The sequence below is a fragment of the Bradyrhizobium sp. LM2.9 genome (genome assembly GCF_054056555.1).
On record NZ_JBSRYJ010000002.1, the window covers coordinates 2,130,932 to 2,147,789 of the forward strand.

The window sequence follows — 16,858 nt, forward strand, 5'->3', positions numbered from 1 at the left end:
AGCGCAGCGGTAACTGCCCAGGTGGCCGTTTGTATTCTCTTGACTGACCACATGTGTTTGTGAGTCAAGGTATGGGTGACGCCGCCAAATTCCTCATTGTCTGTGGACGCCCTGCTGGCCCTGATTGGGGAGTTGCAGGAGGCGCAACCTGATGTTGGAGCAGCAGAACGCATTGCTGACGGTGCGTGTGGCCGATCTGGAGCGTCGGCTTGGTCTGGACAGCTCCAATAGCAGCAAGCCGCCTTCGAGCGATGGACCGGGCCAGGCTTCTCGCCGGACACAGAGCCTGCGTGAGCGAGGGTTGAAGAAGCCCGGCGGCCAGCCCGGCCATGCAGGCAAACACTTGAAGCGGTCCGAACGGGTCGATCATACGATCATGCATCGCCCTGTCAGATGCGGGCGCTGCCGAATGGCGCTGGAGGGTGAACAGCTGGAACTTGTCGGCAGCCGTCAGGTGTTCGATCTGCCGGCGCCGGCGCCGCTGCTCGTCACGGAGCATCAGCTCTATCGTTGCAAATGCAGCGGCTGTGGCGCGGTCACGACAGGATCGTTTCCACCCGAGGTAAGGGCGCCGGCGCAATATGGCGTCCGGTTGGCCGCTGTGGTGACCTATCTGTCGGCGGGACAGTTTCTGCCTGAAGATCGGCTCGGGCAAATCCTCTCCGATCTGTTTGGCGTGACCATCTCGGCCGGCACGATCGGACAAATGATCGCCCGGGCTGCCAGCCGGACGCAGGATTTCGCTGCGGCAGTCTGCGAGCAAATCCGCCGGGCACCGGTCAAGCATTTGGATGAGACCGGGTTCTGGGTGGGCGCCACGCCGCAATGGCTGCATGTCGCGGGCACCGCCGGGATCAATGGGCTGGTGCATTATCGCGTCTCACCCAGGCGCGGCGAGGTGCTGACGCAAGCGGCGCATATCGTTGTGCACGACCATTGGACATCCTATTTTCAGATGTCCGGTGTCACGCATGCGCTGTGCAATGCGCATCACCTGCGCGAGTTGACGGCGCTGGTGGACATCGATGGCGAGGCCTGGGCCCGGCGCATGCGCGGGTTGCTCCGCTGCCTGTGCCACGAGGTCAATCTGGCGTCAGAGCATCCAACCGATCAGACAGGCGCGCTGCGTCCCAACAGAATCCGCGCCGCCGAGCGACTTTATGACCGCATTATCCGCGCCGGTATCGCCTGGCACGAGACGCTACCCGCGCTGCCTCGCGACATCAAGCGCGGGCGGATCAGACGGCGCACGGGCCATAATCTCCTGTTGCGCCTCAAGTTACATAAAGAGGCGGTGCTGCTGTTTCTGCACAACTCGGCGGTGCCGTTTACCAACAACGAGGCCGAGCGCGATGCTCGGATGATGAAATTGCGGCAGAAGATCTCTGCCGGCTTCCGCACCTCACAAGGCGCAGACAATTTCGCCACGCTTCGCACCCTGATCGGTACCGCTCGAAAGCGCGGATGGAACATGCTCGAAACATTGTCCCGATGCCCCACACAACTCATCCACAAACTCAGCGTCGCCTAACCGAGCAAACGGACCTGGGCAGTTACGCGAAGCGAAGCAATCCAGAGTCTTACCGCGGAGGGATTCTGGATTGCTTCGCTGCACTCGCAATGACGATGCGGGTAGAGCCTAGCACATAGCGATCAGGTGGACTCGCGGCGACGCCCCCTCAACCGGCGTGCGCGCCCAAAAACCTGCCGTGCTCGGCTTCGGTCGCCTCGTTGGCGGGGAACATGCACTCGAGCCGTAGTTCCTCTGCAGTGACCGTCTGCGGCGTTCCGACCGTCGTGATCAAGGAGAAATAGTCCAGCGTCACACCGTCCTTGACGAAGGACAGCGGGATCATCGGCATCGCATCGGAGGCCGAAGGCGCACGCCATTCCGGCTTCACCCCGGGATACTGCGACAATTCCTCCAGCAGCGCCTTCGTCCTGATATCGACGACGTGCCCGACCGCCTCGCGATTCACCCGTGCGAGCAATCCGCGGGCGGCCTGCGGCCAGTTCGCGACGAAGGGACGCATGCCGTCCGGATCGAACATGAGATGCAGCAGGTTTCGTGGCGTCGGCCGCGCCGACATGTCGACGAAGCAATTGAACAGAAGCGGCGCAGCCTCGTTGGTCATCAGCACGTTCCAATACCGGTCCATGACGATGGCGGGAAACGGCTCGTGCTGACGCAGCATGCGTCGCAGAGCATGGTTGATGCTCGTCATCGCCGGCGTGCCGAGCGCTGGATCAGCATAGGACGGCGCGTAGCCGGCGGCCAGCAGCAGCTCGTTTCGCTCGCGCAGCGGAACGTCGAGGGCTTGGGCAAGATCGAGCAGCATCTGGCGGCTCGGAACGCTCCGACCGCTCTCGACGAAGCTGATGTGCTTCTGCGAAACGCCGGCGTCGAAGGACAGGTCGAGCTGCGTCTTGCCGCGAATGTCTCGCCATTGACGCAGGAGAGCGCCCGCCGAATTGGCGCGTGTCTTGAGGGCGCTGGCCATCGCTTTCATGGTCGGTCCTTCCCGTCGATCTGCGGTATCGTCAATACGCATAGGCGGCGGTGCGTCGGTATACCCGAGGCGCCGCCGCTAGTAGCAGGTTCGAGGCGATCAACCGAAGGCGACTGGGCCCACGGCGCCGACCCAGTGCCGTACCTTGGTATCGTCCGTCTCGTCCATGTAGAAGAAGTGCGTCATCGTGGGATGCACCGCCTTCATCGAGGGATCATCGGGTGTCATGTCGACGACGCCGCGAAACACCTTCAGGGAGCCTGCATCCCAATATTCGGTGACGCGATGCAGCGCGGTGAAGCCGCTGTCGATGAAGGCCTTCAGATTGGCGCGGATCGCTTCCCGCCCCTTCCAATCGGCGACGCCGAGATTGCAGACGGCATCCTCCGCAAAACAGTCGAAACCTCGTCCGAAAGTCTTGTCGTCGATCTCCTTCCACATGTCGAGCAGCCATCCCGGCGGCTCCTTTCGCGTAAACACGACTTGCATCTCTCTCTCCTCATGCACCGACACATACGCGACAGGAGGCTTGATAGGACGCTTCCTGTCGGGTGAATGATGTGGAGAGTAGTCAAGCTGCGAATTGGCTCAATTACATCCGAGGTAATAAAGCGGGTTCAGAAGCCGTCCTCTTTCCCAGAGCCCGACTTTATGGAACCCTGCGGCAATGCGCCGGATCATCGTCGTTGGCTGCCAGGGTAGCGGAACGACGAGCCTCTCCCGGAATCTCGGGCAAAGGCTTGGTCTGCCGGTGATCCATCTCGACGTGCTCTACTGGCGGCCGGGCTGGAAGCCATCCGACAAAGCGAGCTTTCGAACGCGCGTCACTGACGCGATCGCGGGCGATGCGTGGGTTGTCGACGGCAGCTTCTCGGGACTTACCTTCGATCTCACGCTCGCGCGCGCCGATACACTGGTCGTCATCGACCGCCCGCGCTGGCTCTGCCAGTGGCGCATTCTCCTGCGCTCCGCCTTCGATCGCGACACAACACGGCCTGACCCAGAGAGACGGACGATCAGGCTTTCTTCTGCGCGATACGCGCGGCGAATGCCTTCATCAAGTCGGCATCCGCCGCCTCGCCTTTCGCGTCCTCGGCGAGATGCTCGAACCAGCGCGCAAAACCCTCGTAAATCTGGCTGGCCGGATGATCGGGTCCGAGGAAACCGGAAATCTCCCGCATCTCCGCGACCCAGCGATAGGCCTTCGGGATCATATCCGGCAGCGCGACTTCGAGCCGGGCAAGGACCGCGGGTTGGCTCATTGCGAGTTCGTCCCGCAGCGCATCGGCCGCGCCCGCTTTCGTTGCCGCGACCACCATCGCCGCGCCGATGCCGGCGAGTCCCTTGACGATGCCGGCATAGGACATTTTCAAAGCCGAGGCTGCGCCGACCGGGCCCTCGACGATCCGCACGTCGAGCCCAAGGCCTTTGAGAACAGCGACTTCGTCGGCATGCTCGCCGGACATGTAGAAGGCCGGGCTCTTGCCGCCGGGCTGCGGCGGGAATCCGATGATGCCGGCATCGACGAATGGCGCCTGTGCCGAGCTGATGATCTCCTCGATCCTCTTGACGGTATCGACGTTGACGGCGTTGCAATCGACCACGACCGGTTTCTTCTCGCGCCGGACGATCAGCCCCGCCAGCCGCTCGGCGAGCGCCACGGCTTCGCCCGGCGGCACGATCGAAAGGATAATGTCGGCGTCGGCGATCTCATCGTCCTCGGCGCCGATCATGCCGGCATCCGCCGCGCGCTTGCGCGTCGCCTCGCTCCGCCCTTTCAACGACGTCAGCACGCGCGCACCGTGCTCGCCGAGGCGGCGGGCCACGGCGCTGCCCATGGCACCGGGCGCGAGGATCGCAATGGTCTTTGACATCGTTTTGGACATCATGCGCTCCAAATCGAATCCGAGCGACGCGCTCAGTTCAACCGGAGACTAGCAGAGGACGCGGACGCCCGCGTCACCGGCGGCCATCCCTGGGAGGAATGGCTCTACTCCACCTTCGCAGGCTGGGCCTGGAGCGCCGAGGCGTTGGCAATGCGCGCGGCGTTCGCCATGCCCGCGAGCGCGGCGGCCTTCTTCGGGTCGGGCGTAGAGCCCGGCTGCACCACGCCAGCCGACATAATCAGGGTCGCGGCATCCTCGGTGCTCATGTCGACCTCGACGATCTTGCTCTTGGGGACGTAGAAGAAGAAGCCGGTGGTTGGGTTCGGCGAGCACGGCAGGAACACCGAGACGTGCTCCTCCTGACCCGGCAGGCTGCGAGAGACGTCCTCGTTTGGCGATTGCGAGATCAGCACGATCGACCACATGCCCGGCGAGGGAAACTCGACCAGGCCGACTTTGCGGAAGCTCGAGCCCTTGCCCGAGAACAGCGTCTCGAATACCTGCTTCAGGCCGCGGTAGATGGCGCGCACCGCCGGGATCCGGCCAAGGAAGGTCTCGCCGACATCGACCAGGGTCCGGCCGATGAGATTGGCCGCGAGGAAGCCGACCAGAGTCAGCGTGAAGAATGCGACAATCAGTCCCCAGCCGGGGATGACATACGGCATGTAGGTTTCAGGCCGATAGGCCAGCGGCACGAACGGCCGCACCACGCCATCAACCCAGGTGACGAACCACCAAACCAGATAAAAGGTGATCGCAACCGGTCCCGTCACCACGAGGCCGGTGAGGAAATAATTGCGGAAACGGCCCATCAGGCCGGTATGCGGTTCCGGCGCGGGATCAAGCGGCGCAGGCGCGTCGTCGCGGGGGGTCATTCGGGTTCCAGGTCGGTCGCAGCACACAAGCTAGGGTCTTCTAGCAGGTTTTGGAAGACCACGAAGCGACCGACCGATATCCCTTGTGTCTATTATCCCTTCTGCCTATTCCACGGTTGCCTATTCCACGGTCACCGATTTCGCGAGGTTGCGCGGCTGGTCGACGTCCGTGCCCATGACGACAGCCGTGTGATAGGCGAGCAGTTGCACGGGAACGGCATAAACCATCGGCGTAAAGGCTGCCGCCATATCAGGCATCACAATGGTGACGAGGGACTCGACGGTCGCCTCTTCCGCGCCTTTGGCGTCGGTCATCAGGATGATGTTGCCGCCGCGGGCGGCGACCTCCTGCATGTTTGAAACCGTCTTCTCGAACACGCGGTCGTAAGGCGCGATCACGACGACCGGCATGGTCTCGTCGATCAGCGCGATCGGGCCGTGCTTGAGCTCGCCGGCGGCATAGCCCTCGGCGTGAATATAGGAAATCTCCTTCAGCTTCAGCGCGCCTTCGAGCGCGAGCGGGAAGCTGGTGCCGCGGCCGAGATAGAGCACGTCACGCGATTTGGCGATCTCGCGTGCGAGCTTCTCGATCTGGGGCTCGGTGGTGAGCGCATCCGTCATCAAACGCGGGATCTCGACGAGGCCATGGACCAGCTTGGTCTCGTCCTCGTCGGACAGCTCGCCGCGGGCCTTGCCGGCCGCGATCGCAAGATTTGCCAGCACCATGAGTTGGCAGGTGAAGGCCTTGGTCGAGGCCACACCGATCTCGGGCCCGGCGAGGGTTGGCAGCACGGTCTCGCTCTCGCGCGCGATGGTCGAGGTCGGCACGTTGACGACGGCAACCGTGTGCACGCCCTCGGCCTTGGCATAGCGCAGCGCGGCCAACGTGTCGGCGGTCTCGCCCGATTGCGAGATGAAGATGGCGAGATCGCCCTTACGCAAGGGCGCCTCGCGATAGCGGAATTCGGAGGCGACATCGACCTCGACCGGCACGCGCGAGAAGCGCTCGAACCAGTATTTTGCGACGAAACCGGCGTAGCTCGCGGTGCCGCACGCCGTGATGTTGATGCGCTGGATGTCCTTGAAGTCGAACGGCAGCTTGACCGGCAGCGACACGCGCTCGGTCGCCATGTCGACATAGCGCGCCAGCGTGTGGCCGACCACTTCAGGCTGCTCGTGGATCTCCTTGGCCATGAAGTGGCGGTAATTGGCCTTGTCGACCAGCGACGTCGAGGCCGCGTGCCTGATCTTGTCGCGCTGGACGGCATGGCCGTCCTTGTCGAAGATGTCGGCGCTGTTGCGGGTCAGCACGACCCAGTCGCCATCCTCGAGATAGCTGATCGTATCGGTGAACGGGCCGAGCGCGATTGGCGTCGGAGCCGAGATACATCTCGCCGTCGCCATAGCCGATGGCAAGCGGCGGGCCGTTGCGAGCGCCGATCATGAGGTCGTTGTCGCCGGCGAAGATGAAGCCGAGCGCGAAGGCGCCGCGCAGCCGCGCCAGTGCCAGCTTCACCGCCTCGACCGGCTTGTTGCCACGCGTGAGCAGATCGTCGACCAGATGCAGCACGATCTCGGTATCGGTCTCGGTATGGAACACCGCGCCGTTCTTCTCGAGTTCCTGGCGCAGCTCGCGAAAATTCTCGATGATGCCGTTGTGGACGACAGCGACGCGCTCGGTCGCATGCGGATGGGCGTTGTTCACGGTCGGCTTGCCGTGGGTGGCCCAGCGGGTATGACCGATGCCGGTCGTGCCCTTCAGAGGCCCCGCTTCGAGCCGCTTCTCCAGATTCTTCAGCTTGCCCTCGGCGCGGCGGCGCTCGAGGTGTTTGCCTTCGAGCGTGGCGACGCCCGCGGAATCGTAGCCGCGATATTCAAGACGTTTGAGCGAATCCACCAATTGCTCTGCAACCGGTTCGCGCCCGAGAATGCCGACAATCCCGCACATGCGGCTCACTATCCCCCAAATCGTCGAAAAATCGCCTAAACGATACGCTCGGTTTTTAGCGAAGTTCCTAAGCAACCAGATACTCAATATTTATTGCTGATTGAGACAGCGCCTCGTCACGCCTGCTTCGACTGCGTCGAATTGGCGGGCGTTAAACCGCGTCCGTTAACTTCTTGTCAACAAATTTGGCCAACGATTTCCCCTCCGGGAGATAAGGCCATGAAAGGCTCGTCCGACCGCAAAGGTCTGTCATCGACATTCGTGCACGCCAGCGAGACCACAGGCACGCACCTTGCGCATTGGCCACCGCCCCAGCGTGCCATGGAGCGAGGCAAGGAAAGTAAGCCTGTCCTCGCCACGCAGGCCACCGGCGAACCGGCAAAGCGCGCCAGGCCGCGCGGCTGGCGCTTGAAGCGAGCGATGTTCTCGGATGTCGCCGACGACGACTAGCGGCCACGTAAGACGACCCTCATGGTGAGGAGCGCGAAGCGCGTCTCGAACCATGACGGCCCGGATCTCGCCCGCGGCCATCCTTCGAGACGCCCGCCTCCAGCGGGCTCCTCAGGATGAGGACGGAGTGCGCTTACTACAAGCTAGAAGCAGTTCCGCTCACTTCTCCGGCTTCTTGCCGCGCGTCTTGATCTCGCGGTAGCGCGCAGCGCCGCCTTCCCTAATAGTCTGCGGGCTGCGCTCCAGCGCCATGGCATCGTCCGGCACGTCGCGCGTGATCACCGAGCCCGAGCCGATATAGGCGCCATTGCCGATCGTCACCGGCGCGACCAGCGAGGAGTTGGTGCCGACGAAGGCACCCTGCCCGATCACCGTCTTGTGCTTCTTGAAGCCGTCGTAGTTGCAGGTGATGGTGCCGGCGCCGATGTTGGAATTGGCACCGATGGTGGCATCGCCAATATAGGAGAGATGGTTGACCTTGACGCCGGCCTCCAGGGTCGCGGCCTTGGTCTCCACGAAATTGCCGATGCGCGCGCCGTCGCCGAGCGAGGTACCGGGGCGCAGCCGCGCATAGGGGCCGATCGAAACGTTCCTGCCGAGCGTGGTCTGCACGATATGCGAGAACGAGTGGATCACCGTGCCGTCGGCGATCGACACGCCGGGACCGATCACCACGAACGGCTCGATGGTGACGTCCTTGCCGAACACCGTGTCGGCCGCGAGAAAGACGGTCTCGGGCGCGATCAGCGTCACCCCGGCTTCCATCGCAGCCTTGCGCAGCCGTGCCTGCATCACGCTTTCGGCCTCGGCGAGCTGCGCCTTGGTGTTGATGCCGCGCACTTCGTCCTCGCTGGATTCGATCACCACGGCATCCCATCCCTGTTCGCTGACAATGCCGACCGCGTCGGTCAGATAATATTCGCCCTTGGAATTCGCATTGCCGATCTTGTCGAGGATCGCCAGCCCGCGGCGTCCGTCGATCGCCATCACGCCGGCGTTGCACAGATCGATCTTGCGCTCCTCTGCGCTGGCATCGGCCTGCTCGCGGATCGCGACCAGGCGGTCGCCCTCGACGATGAAGCGGCCATAGCCGGTGGGATCGGCGGCGCGAAAGCCGAGCGCGGCGATCGCCGCGCCCTTGGCGAGCGGCGCGCGCAGCCGCGCGAAGGTCTCGGCCGAGATCAGCGGCGTGTCGCCGAACGCGATCAGCAGATCGTCGACACCTCGCGCAATGGCATCACGCGCCGCCAGCACCGCATGCGCGGTGCCGAGCCGCTCGCCTTGCACGAAGGTGAGCGCGTCGGGGCGGATGCGCTTTGCTTCGTCCGCCACCGCCTGATGGTCGGGTCCGATCACGACCGCGAGCGAGGTACCGGTTCCCTTGGGTGCGGCGGCGAGCACGTGGGCGAGCAGGCTCTGGTGCGCGACCGGATGCAGCACTTTCGGCAGGCTCGATCGCATGCGTGTGGCCTTCGCCGGCGGCGAGCACGATCGTGAGGCTGGAACGGGCGGTCATCGAAAATCCTGTCAGATACGGCCGAATCAGTTGGCGGCGGCAGGTCGATGCCGTCATGAGCTATCGCCTTGCTACCCCCGCAATCGCCCGGAATTCAAGTGCGACAAGGTTTTCCTGTTAATGTTCCCTGATTGATTCGGGGAAGCCGGACAGGGCTGGGCGCTTAAACGTACATGGCAAAGGATTCCGACCCACTGGCGGATGCCTTCGGCACCAAGGAGACCGGCGGGCTATTCTCCGGACTTGTGGCCGAGGAGAGTTCGTTCGATCGCAGCATGATGTGGCGGCTGGGCTCGTGGGGCGTGGCGGCCGTCGGCGCCGTGGTGATTGCCGTATTCGCCAACCAGGCCCAGCTCGGCTGGCGGCGCGACCAGGTCGCGTCGGCCGATCTCGCGCACCAGGCCGACCGGCTCCAGATGCTGACCAAGGAGAGCCAGAACGAGGCCCGCCGCCTCGCCTCTGCCATCGAGACACTGAACACCGATCGCGACCGGCTCTATTCGCGCGTCACCGTGCTGGAGCAAGGGCTCGATTCTGTCACCGGCGCCATCGCCAGGCAGACGACCACGCCGCCGCAGGCGTCCGCTGCGAAGCCGCTGGACGCGCCAGCTTTGGTCGGGCCGCCCGCGCCCAGCGTCGCGCCGGTCGCCTCGACACCAGCACCAGTCAGCGACAAGCCGCGCACCGAAGTTGCCAAGGACTCGCCGAAAGACAGCGCAAAGGAGCCGTCGGGCCCGCCGACGCAGAGCGCGGCCGCCGCCTCGCTCCTGTCGCACGCGCCGCTGACGGCCTCGACACCGCCGATGCTTCCGCTGGTGCCGTCCAAGTCGATCATGGCGCCGCCCGATCCGGCCGCATCAAAACTGGTGCAGCCCGAGGCAACTGAGAAGGCTGCCGAGAAGAAGCCCGACCCGGCGCCCGCTCCGATCGAAGTCGCTGCTGTGGCAGCGAAAGCCGCCGGAGGCCGCCGAGAGCGAGGCTCCTGCGATTGCGGTCCAGCAGACGCGCTTTGCGATTGATCTCGGTGGCGCGAACTCGGTCGACGGCCTGCGTGCACTCTGGCGCGGCCTGAGCAAATCCAATCCGGAGATCGCGGCGCTGCGGCCGATCATCATGATCAAGGAAGGCAACACCGGCCTCGGCATGCAGCTTCGCTTGGGAGCCGGCCCGCTGATCAACGCCGCCGCAGCAGCCAAGCTCTGCGCAGGCCTCGCCGAAAACGACCGCCACTGCGAGACCACCGTGTTCGACGGCCAGCGGCTGTCAATGCGCGGCGGCCAGGAAAAGGGACAAGAGAAGACTCAGGATCGAGTTCAAGAGAAGAACTCCGACAAGACCCAGGACTCGGTGCCGCAAGCCGACACCGCCTCGGCGCCCGCGCCCGCCGCCAAACCGGACAAGCGCCGCCACAGCTATTCCTCAAAACGCTCCTCGAAGCGAGAGGAGCCCGCGCCTGCTCCTGCGGCTCCGCAGCCAGCCGCACAGGCGAAGCCGGAGACGGCGCCGGCGTCAGCGGGATCGACGTTGTCGTCGTTCTTCAGGCGATAAGCCTTGTGGACTGAGGCAGGCGTCAATAATCGCCGTCAGTGGAAAATCGTTGCGTCATGCTCCGCTACCCTGAGCGTGGATGACTTGCACACCGCCACAATGGCGCGCAGTTGCGCCACGATAGGCAGAAACTTCCACCTGCCCTGTTGCCCCCTCGCTTCATCCCGACCATATTGCGGCCATGACAAAAAAGCCCTTCCGCCTCACGCCCTACCAGGTGCAGTTCCTGATCGTCGTCGGCTTCGCCTCCGTCGGCTATGCGCTCTATCTGCGCTACCTCGGAATCGAAAACTCGCAGGTCGGGCTCGCCTGCGACGCCGGACTTCAGACGCTGATCTGCAAGGCGCGCTCGGTCTCGACTGTGCTGTTCAAGAATTCGGTGTTCGGCATCGTCGCGCTGGTGGTAGCGACGCTGAATCTGATGCGGCCGTCGATCGTGCTGCTGACCGTCGGCATCATCGCCGCCGGCATCGGCATCGTGCTCTACAATGTCGTGCTGTCGGGCCTGGCGATCGGCCTGTTCATTCTTGGATTTGCTCGGCCCGCGCCCGCCACATCGTGAGCGCGAACAACAAATAGATCGCGCAGGTCCACAGCGACTGCCAGTTGTCGCGGCCCTCGTTGACGAGCACGTACGCGGCCGACAGCGTCAGCACGCCCGCGAATACCGATTCCGCGATCGGACGCTGGCCGATCTGCGGCCGGTTCAGCATCAACAGCGCGAACGGCACCACCGCCATCGTCAGCGAGGCATAGGGGAAATCCTTGTAGCGCGGATCGAACACGAAGCCGAGTGCGGTCTGCGCCGCGATCACCGCGGTCACCGCCAGCGTGAGGCCCAGCACGGCGGTGAGCTTCGACCATTTCCGGCCCTCGCGCGGGCCCAGCAGATCGAGAAAGGTCGGTAAGACTGCGGCCGATCACCATCGCCTGCGCGCAGAAGATCGGTGACAGGATGCCGGCCGCGAGCAGCGCGCCCCACAGCAGCCAGCCGCCGATGCCGTAGCTCTCGTAGTACATCTTGTCGGCGCCGATCCCGAGCAGGATGCCCGCTGAGGTCGCCGAGATCGCCACACCGAGCCAGGCCGAGAAGCGCGGCGTCCAGGGCCTGCGCCGCAACGTCAGGCCTGCGACCGCGAACACCAGCACGCAGAGGCCCATGCCGGCGCCCATGTACCATTTCCAGTACGGGAAATTGCTGATCGGCTCGCCCGGCGGGTATTTCAGGCTGCGGTGCACCGAGTCATAGAGTCCCCAATAGCCGCCGACAGTGCCCTCCAGCTTGCGCTTCCACGGCTGGTCATAGGACTCGATTAGATTGACGCGGAATTTCTGCGCTTTCGCGAGGGTCAAAATCTCGGAGACGACGCGCGCCTGGTTGGTGCGCGACGGCAGCGCGCCTTCGCGCATGCGCCCTTCGCTCGGCCAGCCGGTTTCGCCGATCAATATCTCCTTGCCGGGAAACGCGACTGCCATGCGCTCGCGGATCGCCTCGACATGGGCGGCGGCGAATTTCGCCTTGACCGGGAAATCCTCCCAATAGGGCAGGATGTGGATCGTGACGAAGTCGACGGCGTCATAGACCTCGCGGTTCTTCAGCCAGAACTCCCAGACGTCGGCATAGGTGACGGGCACGCTGACTTGCGCCTTCACCGAGCGGATGATGGAGACGAGGTCCGCGGTCGTCATCTCGCCACGCAGCAGCACCTCGTTGCCGACGATGATGCTGGTGATGATGCCGGGGAAATCCTTGGAAAGGCGGACGGCGAGCGCGGCCTGCTCAAAATTCTTGGTGCGGTTGCTGGAGAGCCAGATCCCCTGCAGCAACTTCAGCCCGCCGATCCTGGCGGCGATCGCCGGCACCTGGTCGAGGCCGTTCTCCATCGAGTAGGTGCGGACACAGTCGGTGATCTCCTTGAGCTGGCGCAGGTCCTGCTCGATCTGATCGGCCTCGATATGGGTCCATGCGTTCAGCGGCGACTGCTCGCCGCGGAACGGCGCGTAGGAAACGCACTGAACCTTGTCGGCGGGATCGATCGGGGCGCGCGCGAGCGTGATCGGCGTGGCAAGCCACCACCACACGGCAGCAATCGCACCCAGTGAAACGAGCAGAAGCGCCAGTGGCGTACGAAGAGAAATCAGTTCCGTCCTCCCGCGAAGGGCCGTCGATTACCTGCTCGCACGCCATCTGCCAAGGGGGTGGCTCCGGTATGGATCGATCCCTCCCCTGAGGAATTTACCTGCGGCCGTTCGACAGAGGCCTAGGATCGTGACTTTGCTGGACAAAATTTGAAATTCAGGCCATGGAATCGAAAGGACTTTTCCGCCGCATTGGAGACCCATTTGGACGCCATCACCGGCGCGTCCGCGAGGTCCTGGCGCGGACGGTCAGTGAATATATTGGGGAAATTCATGCGGCAACGGGTGTTCGAGTTACGAAATGCGGTCCTGCGGCAGTTCGCCGCCACCTTGGCCGTTACTTCCCTTCTCGTCATGGTCGGTCTCGGTGGCGCCTCCGCCCAGAGCGGCACGCCCGCCCCGGACCAGAGCAAGTCAGCCGCCCAGCCCGCCGACGCCGCCAAGGATGCCGCCCAGAACCAGCGTCGCACCGACGAGTTCGCCGAAGCAGCCCAGGTCATCAGCGGCCCGGCCGGCAACCCCGAATGCGTCTGGCTCGGCCGGCGCGTGATACGGCTGATGTGGCGGGACGACCTCGATACCGCATTCCGCCATCTCGACCTCTACGACCGCTTCGGCTGCCCTGGCGGCCACATCCAGGCCGCCTTCCGCTGCCTGACCCGCTTTGGCGGCCAGATTGATCCCAAGGTCGCCGAGACCCTGGACAGCCGTGTCCACGCTTGCTGGATCAACCCGGCCTCCCAGCCGCAGCAGGCGGCGGCCGCCGCGGCCTCGCAGCCCGCCGCGCCGACATCAGGCAATGCGCAACCGCAGCCGGCCGCGAGCCCCTCGCCGGCGGCAAGCCCGTCACCGGCGCCCTCGAAATAGCCGCGATTGTTTCAGCCTCCGTTCAGGAACGATCGGCGATAGAAGCAATTGGCACTGCTGCGTATTCCGAAATTTGCCACGCCCTCATACGGTCATGAGGCCATGACAGTTGTGAAACCGCGCGGCAGAGGTATGCTCCATTTGCCGCGGACTTGGTCGGATCTCGGGGTCGGATCCGCTTCCCTGCCCCCTCAGCCCCTTTTGGTTTAGCCGCGATGCGGGTTGTCGCCGCCGTTCTGTTGCTTGTGTCCGCGCTTCACGCCGGCCTCTGGGGAGTCTTGCGCGACAAGGAACCTGCGCCGGACTTTAGGGGCCTGTTACCCAGCCTGTCTTATACGCCGTTCGAACCGGGACATGCTGTCGACAACAACGTCGACCCCGACAAGATTCGTGCCGATCTGAAAAAGCTCTCGACCCTCACGCGTGCCATCCGCTCTTACTCCGCGACGGAAGGCAACGAGTTGGTGCCGCCGATTGCCGCCGAGTTCGGGCTCAAGGTCACGGTCGGCGCCTGGATCGGCAAGGACCCGGACCGCAACGAGCGCGAGATCAAGGCCGCCATTGAGCTCGCCCGCAAGAACAGCAACGTGAATGGCGTCGTCGTCGGCAACGAGGTGATCTACCGCGGCGAGCAGAAGGTCGAAGACCTCATCGAGATGATCAAGAAGGTCAAGGGCGCGGTCCGCGTGCCCGTGACGACCGGTGAGATCTGGAACATCTGGCGCGACAACCCCGACCTGGGCTCCAACGTCGATTTCATCGCCGCCCACGTGCTGCCTTACTGGGAAAATTTCCGCTCGGACCAGGCGGTCGACCAGGCCGTCGACCGCTACAATTTGTTGCGTAACCTGTTCCCCGGCAAGCGCATCGTGATCGCCGAGTTCGGCTGGCCGAGCGCGGGCTACAATCTGCGCAATGCCGACCCCGGTCCGTTCCAGCAGGCACTGACCTTGCGCAACTTCGTCAGCCGCGCCGATGCCATCGGCATGGAATACAACATCGTCGAAGCCATCGATCAGCCCTGGAAATATTTCGAAGGCGGCGTCGGTCCGTACTGGGGCATCCTCAACGCCAGCCGCGAGCCGAAATTCGCCTGGACCGGCCCGGTGGAGAATCCCGACTATTGGAAGTCGATGGGTATAGCGCTGCTGGTCGGTGTCCTGTTGTCGCTGCCGATCCTGCGGCTGGAACAGCCGACGGCGAAGCAGGCGTTCCTGCTGTCGGCTGCCGCCAATGGCGTCGGCGCCTGGGCCGCCACCGTGTTCGCGTTCTGGAACGGGCACTATTTCATTTTCGGCTCGGCCTTCGCTCTGACGCTGGGCATGATCCTGCTTGTTCCCCTCGTCCTCATTGCGATGGCGCGCATCGACGAGATCGCCGCCGTCGCGTTCGGCCGGCCGCCGCAGCGGCTGCTCACGAAGGGCAAACCGGTCGCGAACGTTCCCGAGAATTACTTTCCAAAAGTCTCGATCCACATCCCCGCTTATTTCGAGCCGGTCGAGATGCTCAAGCAGACGCTCGATGCGCTGTCGCGGCTGAACTATCCGAACTACGAATGCGTCGTCATCATCAACAACACGCCGGACCCGGCCTTCTGGCAGCCGATCCAGGACCATTGCCGCACGCTCGGTGAACGCTTCAAGTTCATCAACGCGGAGAAGGTGCAGGGTTTCAAGGCCGGCGCGCTGCGCATCGCGATGGACCGCACCGCCGTCGATGCCGAGATCATCGGCATCCTCGATGCCGACTACGTCGTCGATCCCGACTGGTTGAAGGACCTCGTGCCCGCCTTCGCCGACCCGCGCGTCGGTCTGGTGCAGGCGCCGCAGGAACATCGCGACGGCGATCTGTCGATCATGCACTACCTCATGAACGGCGAATATGCCGGCTTCTTCGACATCGGCATGGTCCAGCGCAACGAGACCAACGCCATTATCGTGCACGGCACGATGTGCCTGATCCGCCGTGCCGCGATGGACATGGCCGGCGGCTGGTCGAGCGATACGATCTGCGAGGACTCGGATCTCGGCCTAGCGATCCAGCAACTCGGCTGGACCACGCACTACACCAACCACCGCTACGGTCAGGGCCTGCTCCCCGACACCTACGAGGCCTTCAAGAAACAACGCCATCGTTGGGCGTATGGCGGCCTCCAGATCGTCAAGAAGCACTGGCGGAACTTCCTGCCCGGAAAGAGTCGGCTGACGGCTGACCAGAAGCGCGAATATGGTCTCGGCTGGCTGAACTGGCTTGGGGCCGAAAGCCTCGGCGTGGTCGTGGCGCTGCTCAACCTCATCTGGGTGCCGATCGTGGCCTTCGCCGACATCGCCATCCCCGACAAGATTTTGACGCTGCCGATCATTGGCGCCTTCATTGTCTCGCTCGCGCACTTTTTGTCGATGTACCGTGCGCGCGTCGCCATCAAGCCCGGCCAGATGCTGGGCGCCATGATCGCGGCGATGAGCGTGCAATGGACGGTGTCGCGCGCGGTCGCGCAAGGACTGATCACCGAGCACATCGCGTTCGCGCGCACCTCCAAGGGTGGCCTGTCCCGGATGTCGATAGAGTTCCAGGCGTTCTGGGAGGCCGTGATCGGCGCCCTGCTCCTGATCGGCGCCGGCGTGCTGGTCGCCTCCAACAGCTATCGCCAGATCACCGAGATCTACATCTTCGCGGGCGTGCTGGTGCTGCAAAGCCTGCCGTTCCTGGCTGCGGTCGCCATCGCCATCCTCGAGCTCAGCCGCATCAACTCGTTCAAGTTCTGGCGCGACAGCGCGATCCGCACCGCCGAGCTGATCGGGCTCCGCCCCGTCGCGCTGCCGACCCCCGCCGGCACGCCGCAGCCGTTGCCGAACGAGGTCCGGCGCGAAGCGAACTGACGGCGAGACGACCTCGCGGCGCGGGGCGAGGCCCTCGGCCGGTAAGCTATCCTCGCTCTTCGGCGTGGATGACTGTGCGCCAATCAAGTTGAAAATCCCGACTTAAACCATGGAAGCGGCGAGCAAATCCCCGCTTCTGCCGCGAGTTTTGGCAGCCACCCTGCTATTGACCTCCGCGCCCCATCCCCCTACACAGCGCGGGCCGAAAGCATGATCCGGAGAACGGCCGGTTTTCCCCGC

At 64.0% G+C, this 16,858-nt stretch carries 8 protein-coding genes and 5 pseudogenes; 6 read left to right on the forward strand and 7 right to left on the reverse strand.

Annotated elements, in window-relative coordinates; genetic code table 11:
- Nucleotides 1-75 precede the first annotated feature (75 nt).
- A pseudogene (gene tnpC / locus ACVWW3_RS11660) lies at nucleotides 76-1,531 on the forward strand (IS66 family transposase).
- 148 nt (nucleotides 1,532-1,679) lie between these two features.
- Here the strand turns inward: tnpC and ACVWW3_RS11665 are convergent.
- The 5 genes and pseudogenes from ACVWW3_RS11665 to glmS all read right to left on the reverse strand — a co-directional run bounded on the left by ACVWW3_RS11665 (nucleotide 1,680) and on the right by glmS (nucleotide 7,219).
- Complete coding sequence (locus tag ACVWW3_RS11665) at nucleotides 1,680-2,510, reverse strand: helix-turn-helix domain-containing protein (RefSeq protein WP_456649964.1); 831 nt, start codon at nucleotides 2,508-2,510, stop codon at nucleotides 1,680-1,682.
- A gap of 99 nt (nucleotides 2,511-2,609) precedes the next feature.
- Nucleotides 2,610-2,999 carry a nuclear transport factor 2 family protein gene (locus tag ACVWW3_RS11670; protein WP_354107846.1) on the reverse strand — a complete coding sequence of 130 codons (390 nt, stop codon included), beginning with the start codon at nucleotides 2,997-2,999 and terminating at the stop codon, nucleotides 2,610-2,612.
- A 527-nt stretch (nucleotides 3,000-3,526) separates the two neighbouring features.
- Nucleotides 3,527-4,384, reverse strand: coding sequence for a DUF1932 domain-containing protein (locus tag ACVWW3_RS11675; protein ID WP_456652021.1), 858 nt, complete (start codon nucleotides 4,382-4,384; stop codon nucleotides 3,527-3,529).
- A gap of 116 nt (nucleotides 4,385-4,500) precedes the next feature.
- Nucleotides 4,501-5,271, reverse strand: a complete 771-nt coding sequence (locus ACVWW3_RS11680; protein WP_247346839.1) for a DUF502 domain-containing protein — start codon at nucleotides 5,269-5,271, stop codon at nucleotides 4,501-4,503.
- 120 nt (nucleotides 5,272-5,391) lie between these two features.
- Nucleotides 5,392-7,219 (reverse strand): annotated as a pseudogene (gene glmS, locus ACVWW3_RS11685) (glutamine--fructose-6-phosphate transaminase (isomerizing)).
- A gap of 219 nt (nucleotides 7,220-7,438) precedes the next feature.
- Here glmS and ACVWW3_RS11690 point away from each other — a divergent pair.
- A complete protein-coding gene (locus ACVWW3_RS11690) occupies nucleotides 7,439-7,669 on the forward strand; it encodes a hypothetical protein (protein WP_354047837.1) in 231 nt (76 codons plus the stop codon).
- Between the two features lie 159 nt (nucleotides 7,670-7,828).
- Here ACVWW3_RS11690 and glmU read toward each other — a convergent pair.
- Nucleotides 7,829-9,185 (reverse strand): annotated as a pseudogene (gene glmU / locus ACVWW3_RS11695) (bifunctional UDP-N-acetylglucosamine diphosphorylase/glucosamine-1-phosphate N-acetyltransferase GlmU).
- Nucleotides 9,186-9,358: 173 nt separating this feature from the next.
- Here glmU and ACVWW3_RS11700 point away from each other — a divergent pair.
- Nucleotides 9,359-10,733, forward strand: a pseudogene (locus tag ACVWW3_RS11700) (hypothetical protein).
- A gap of 181 nt (nucleotides 10,734-10,914) precedes the next feature.
- Nucleotides 10,915-11,295, forward strand: a complete 381-nt coding sequence (locus tag ACVWW3_RS11705; protein WP_456649960.1) for a hypothetical protein — start codon at nucleotides 10,915-10,917, stop codon at nucleotides 11,293-11,295.
- Here the strand turns inward: ACVWW3_RS11705 and ACVWW3_RS11710 are convergent.
- Nucleotides 11,255-12,921: pseudogene (locus ACVWW3_RS11710) on the reverse strand (glycoside hydrolase family 17 protein). The gene ACVWW3_RS11705 and the pseudogene ACVWW3_RS11710 overlap by 41 nt on opposite strands.
- A 224-nt stretch (nucleotides 12,922-13,145) precedes the next feature.
- Here ACVWW3_RS11710 and ACVWW3_RS11715 point away from each other — a divergent pair.
- Both ACVWW3_RS11715 and ACVWW3_RS11720 read left to right on the forward strand, forming a co-directional pair.
- On the forward strand, nucleotides 13,146-13,739 hold the full coding sequence (locus tag ACVWW3_RS11715) for a beta-1-3, beta-1-6-glucan biosynthesis protein (protein WP_247346812.1): 594 nt from the start codon (nucleotides 13,146-13,148) through the stop codon (nucleotides 13,737-13,739).
- Nucleotides 13,740-13,954: 215 nt separating this feature from the next.
- Nucleotides 13,955-16,618, forward strand: coding sequence for a glycosyltransferase (locus ACVWW3_RS11720; protein ID WP_456649958.1), 2,664 nt, complete (start codon nucleotides 13,955-13,957; stop codon nucleotides 16,616-16,618).
- The last annotated feature ends 240 nt before the right edge of the window (nucleotides 16,619-16,858 follow it).

Bases quoted from the DNA above. Each gene is read 5' to 3' on its own strand.
- ACVWW3_RS11720 (WP_456649958.1), top strand. From the start codon at position 13,955: ATGCGGGTTGTCGCCGCCGTTCTGTTGCTTGTGTCCGCGCTTCACGCC.
- ACVWW3_RS11665 (WP_456649964.1), bottom strand. From the start codon at position 2,510: ATGAAAGCGATGGCCAGCGCCCTCAAGACACGCGCCAATTCGGCGGGC.
- ACVWW3_RS11705 (WP_456649960.1), top strand. From the start codon at position 10,915: ATGACAAAAAAGCCCTTCCGCCTCACGCCCTACCAGGTGCAGTTCCTG.
- ACVWW3_RS11675 (WP_456652021.1), bottom strand. From the start codon at position 4,384: ATGTCAAAGACCATTGCGATCCTCGCGCCCGGTGCCATGGGCAGCGCC.
- ACVWW3_RS11690 (WP_354047837.1), top strand. From the start codon at position 7,439: ATGAAAGGCTCGTCCGACCGCAAAGGTCTGTCATCGACATTCGTGCAC.
- ACVWW3_RS11680 (WP_247346839.1), bottom strand. From the start codon at position 5,271: ATGACCCCCCGCGACGACGCGCCTGCGCCGCTTGATCCCGCGCCGGAA.
- ACVWW3_RS11715 (WP_247346812.1), top strand. From the start codon at position 13,146: ATGCGGCAACGGGTGTTCGAGTTACGAAATGCGGTCCTGCGGCAGTTC.
- ACVWW3_RS11670 (WP_354107846.1), bottom strand. From the start codon at position 2,999: ATGCAAGTCGTGTTTACGCGAAAGGAGCCGCCGGGATGGCTGCTCGAC.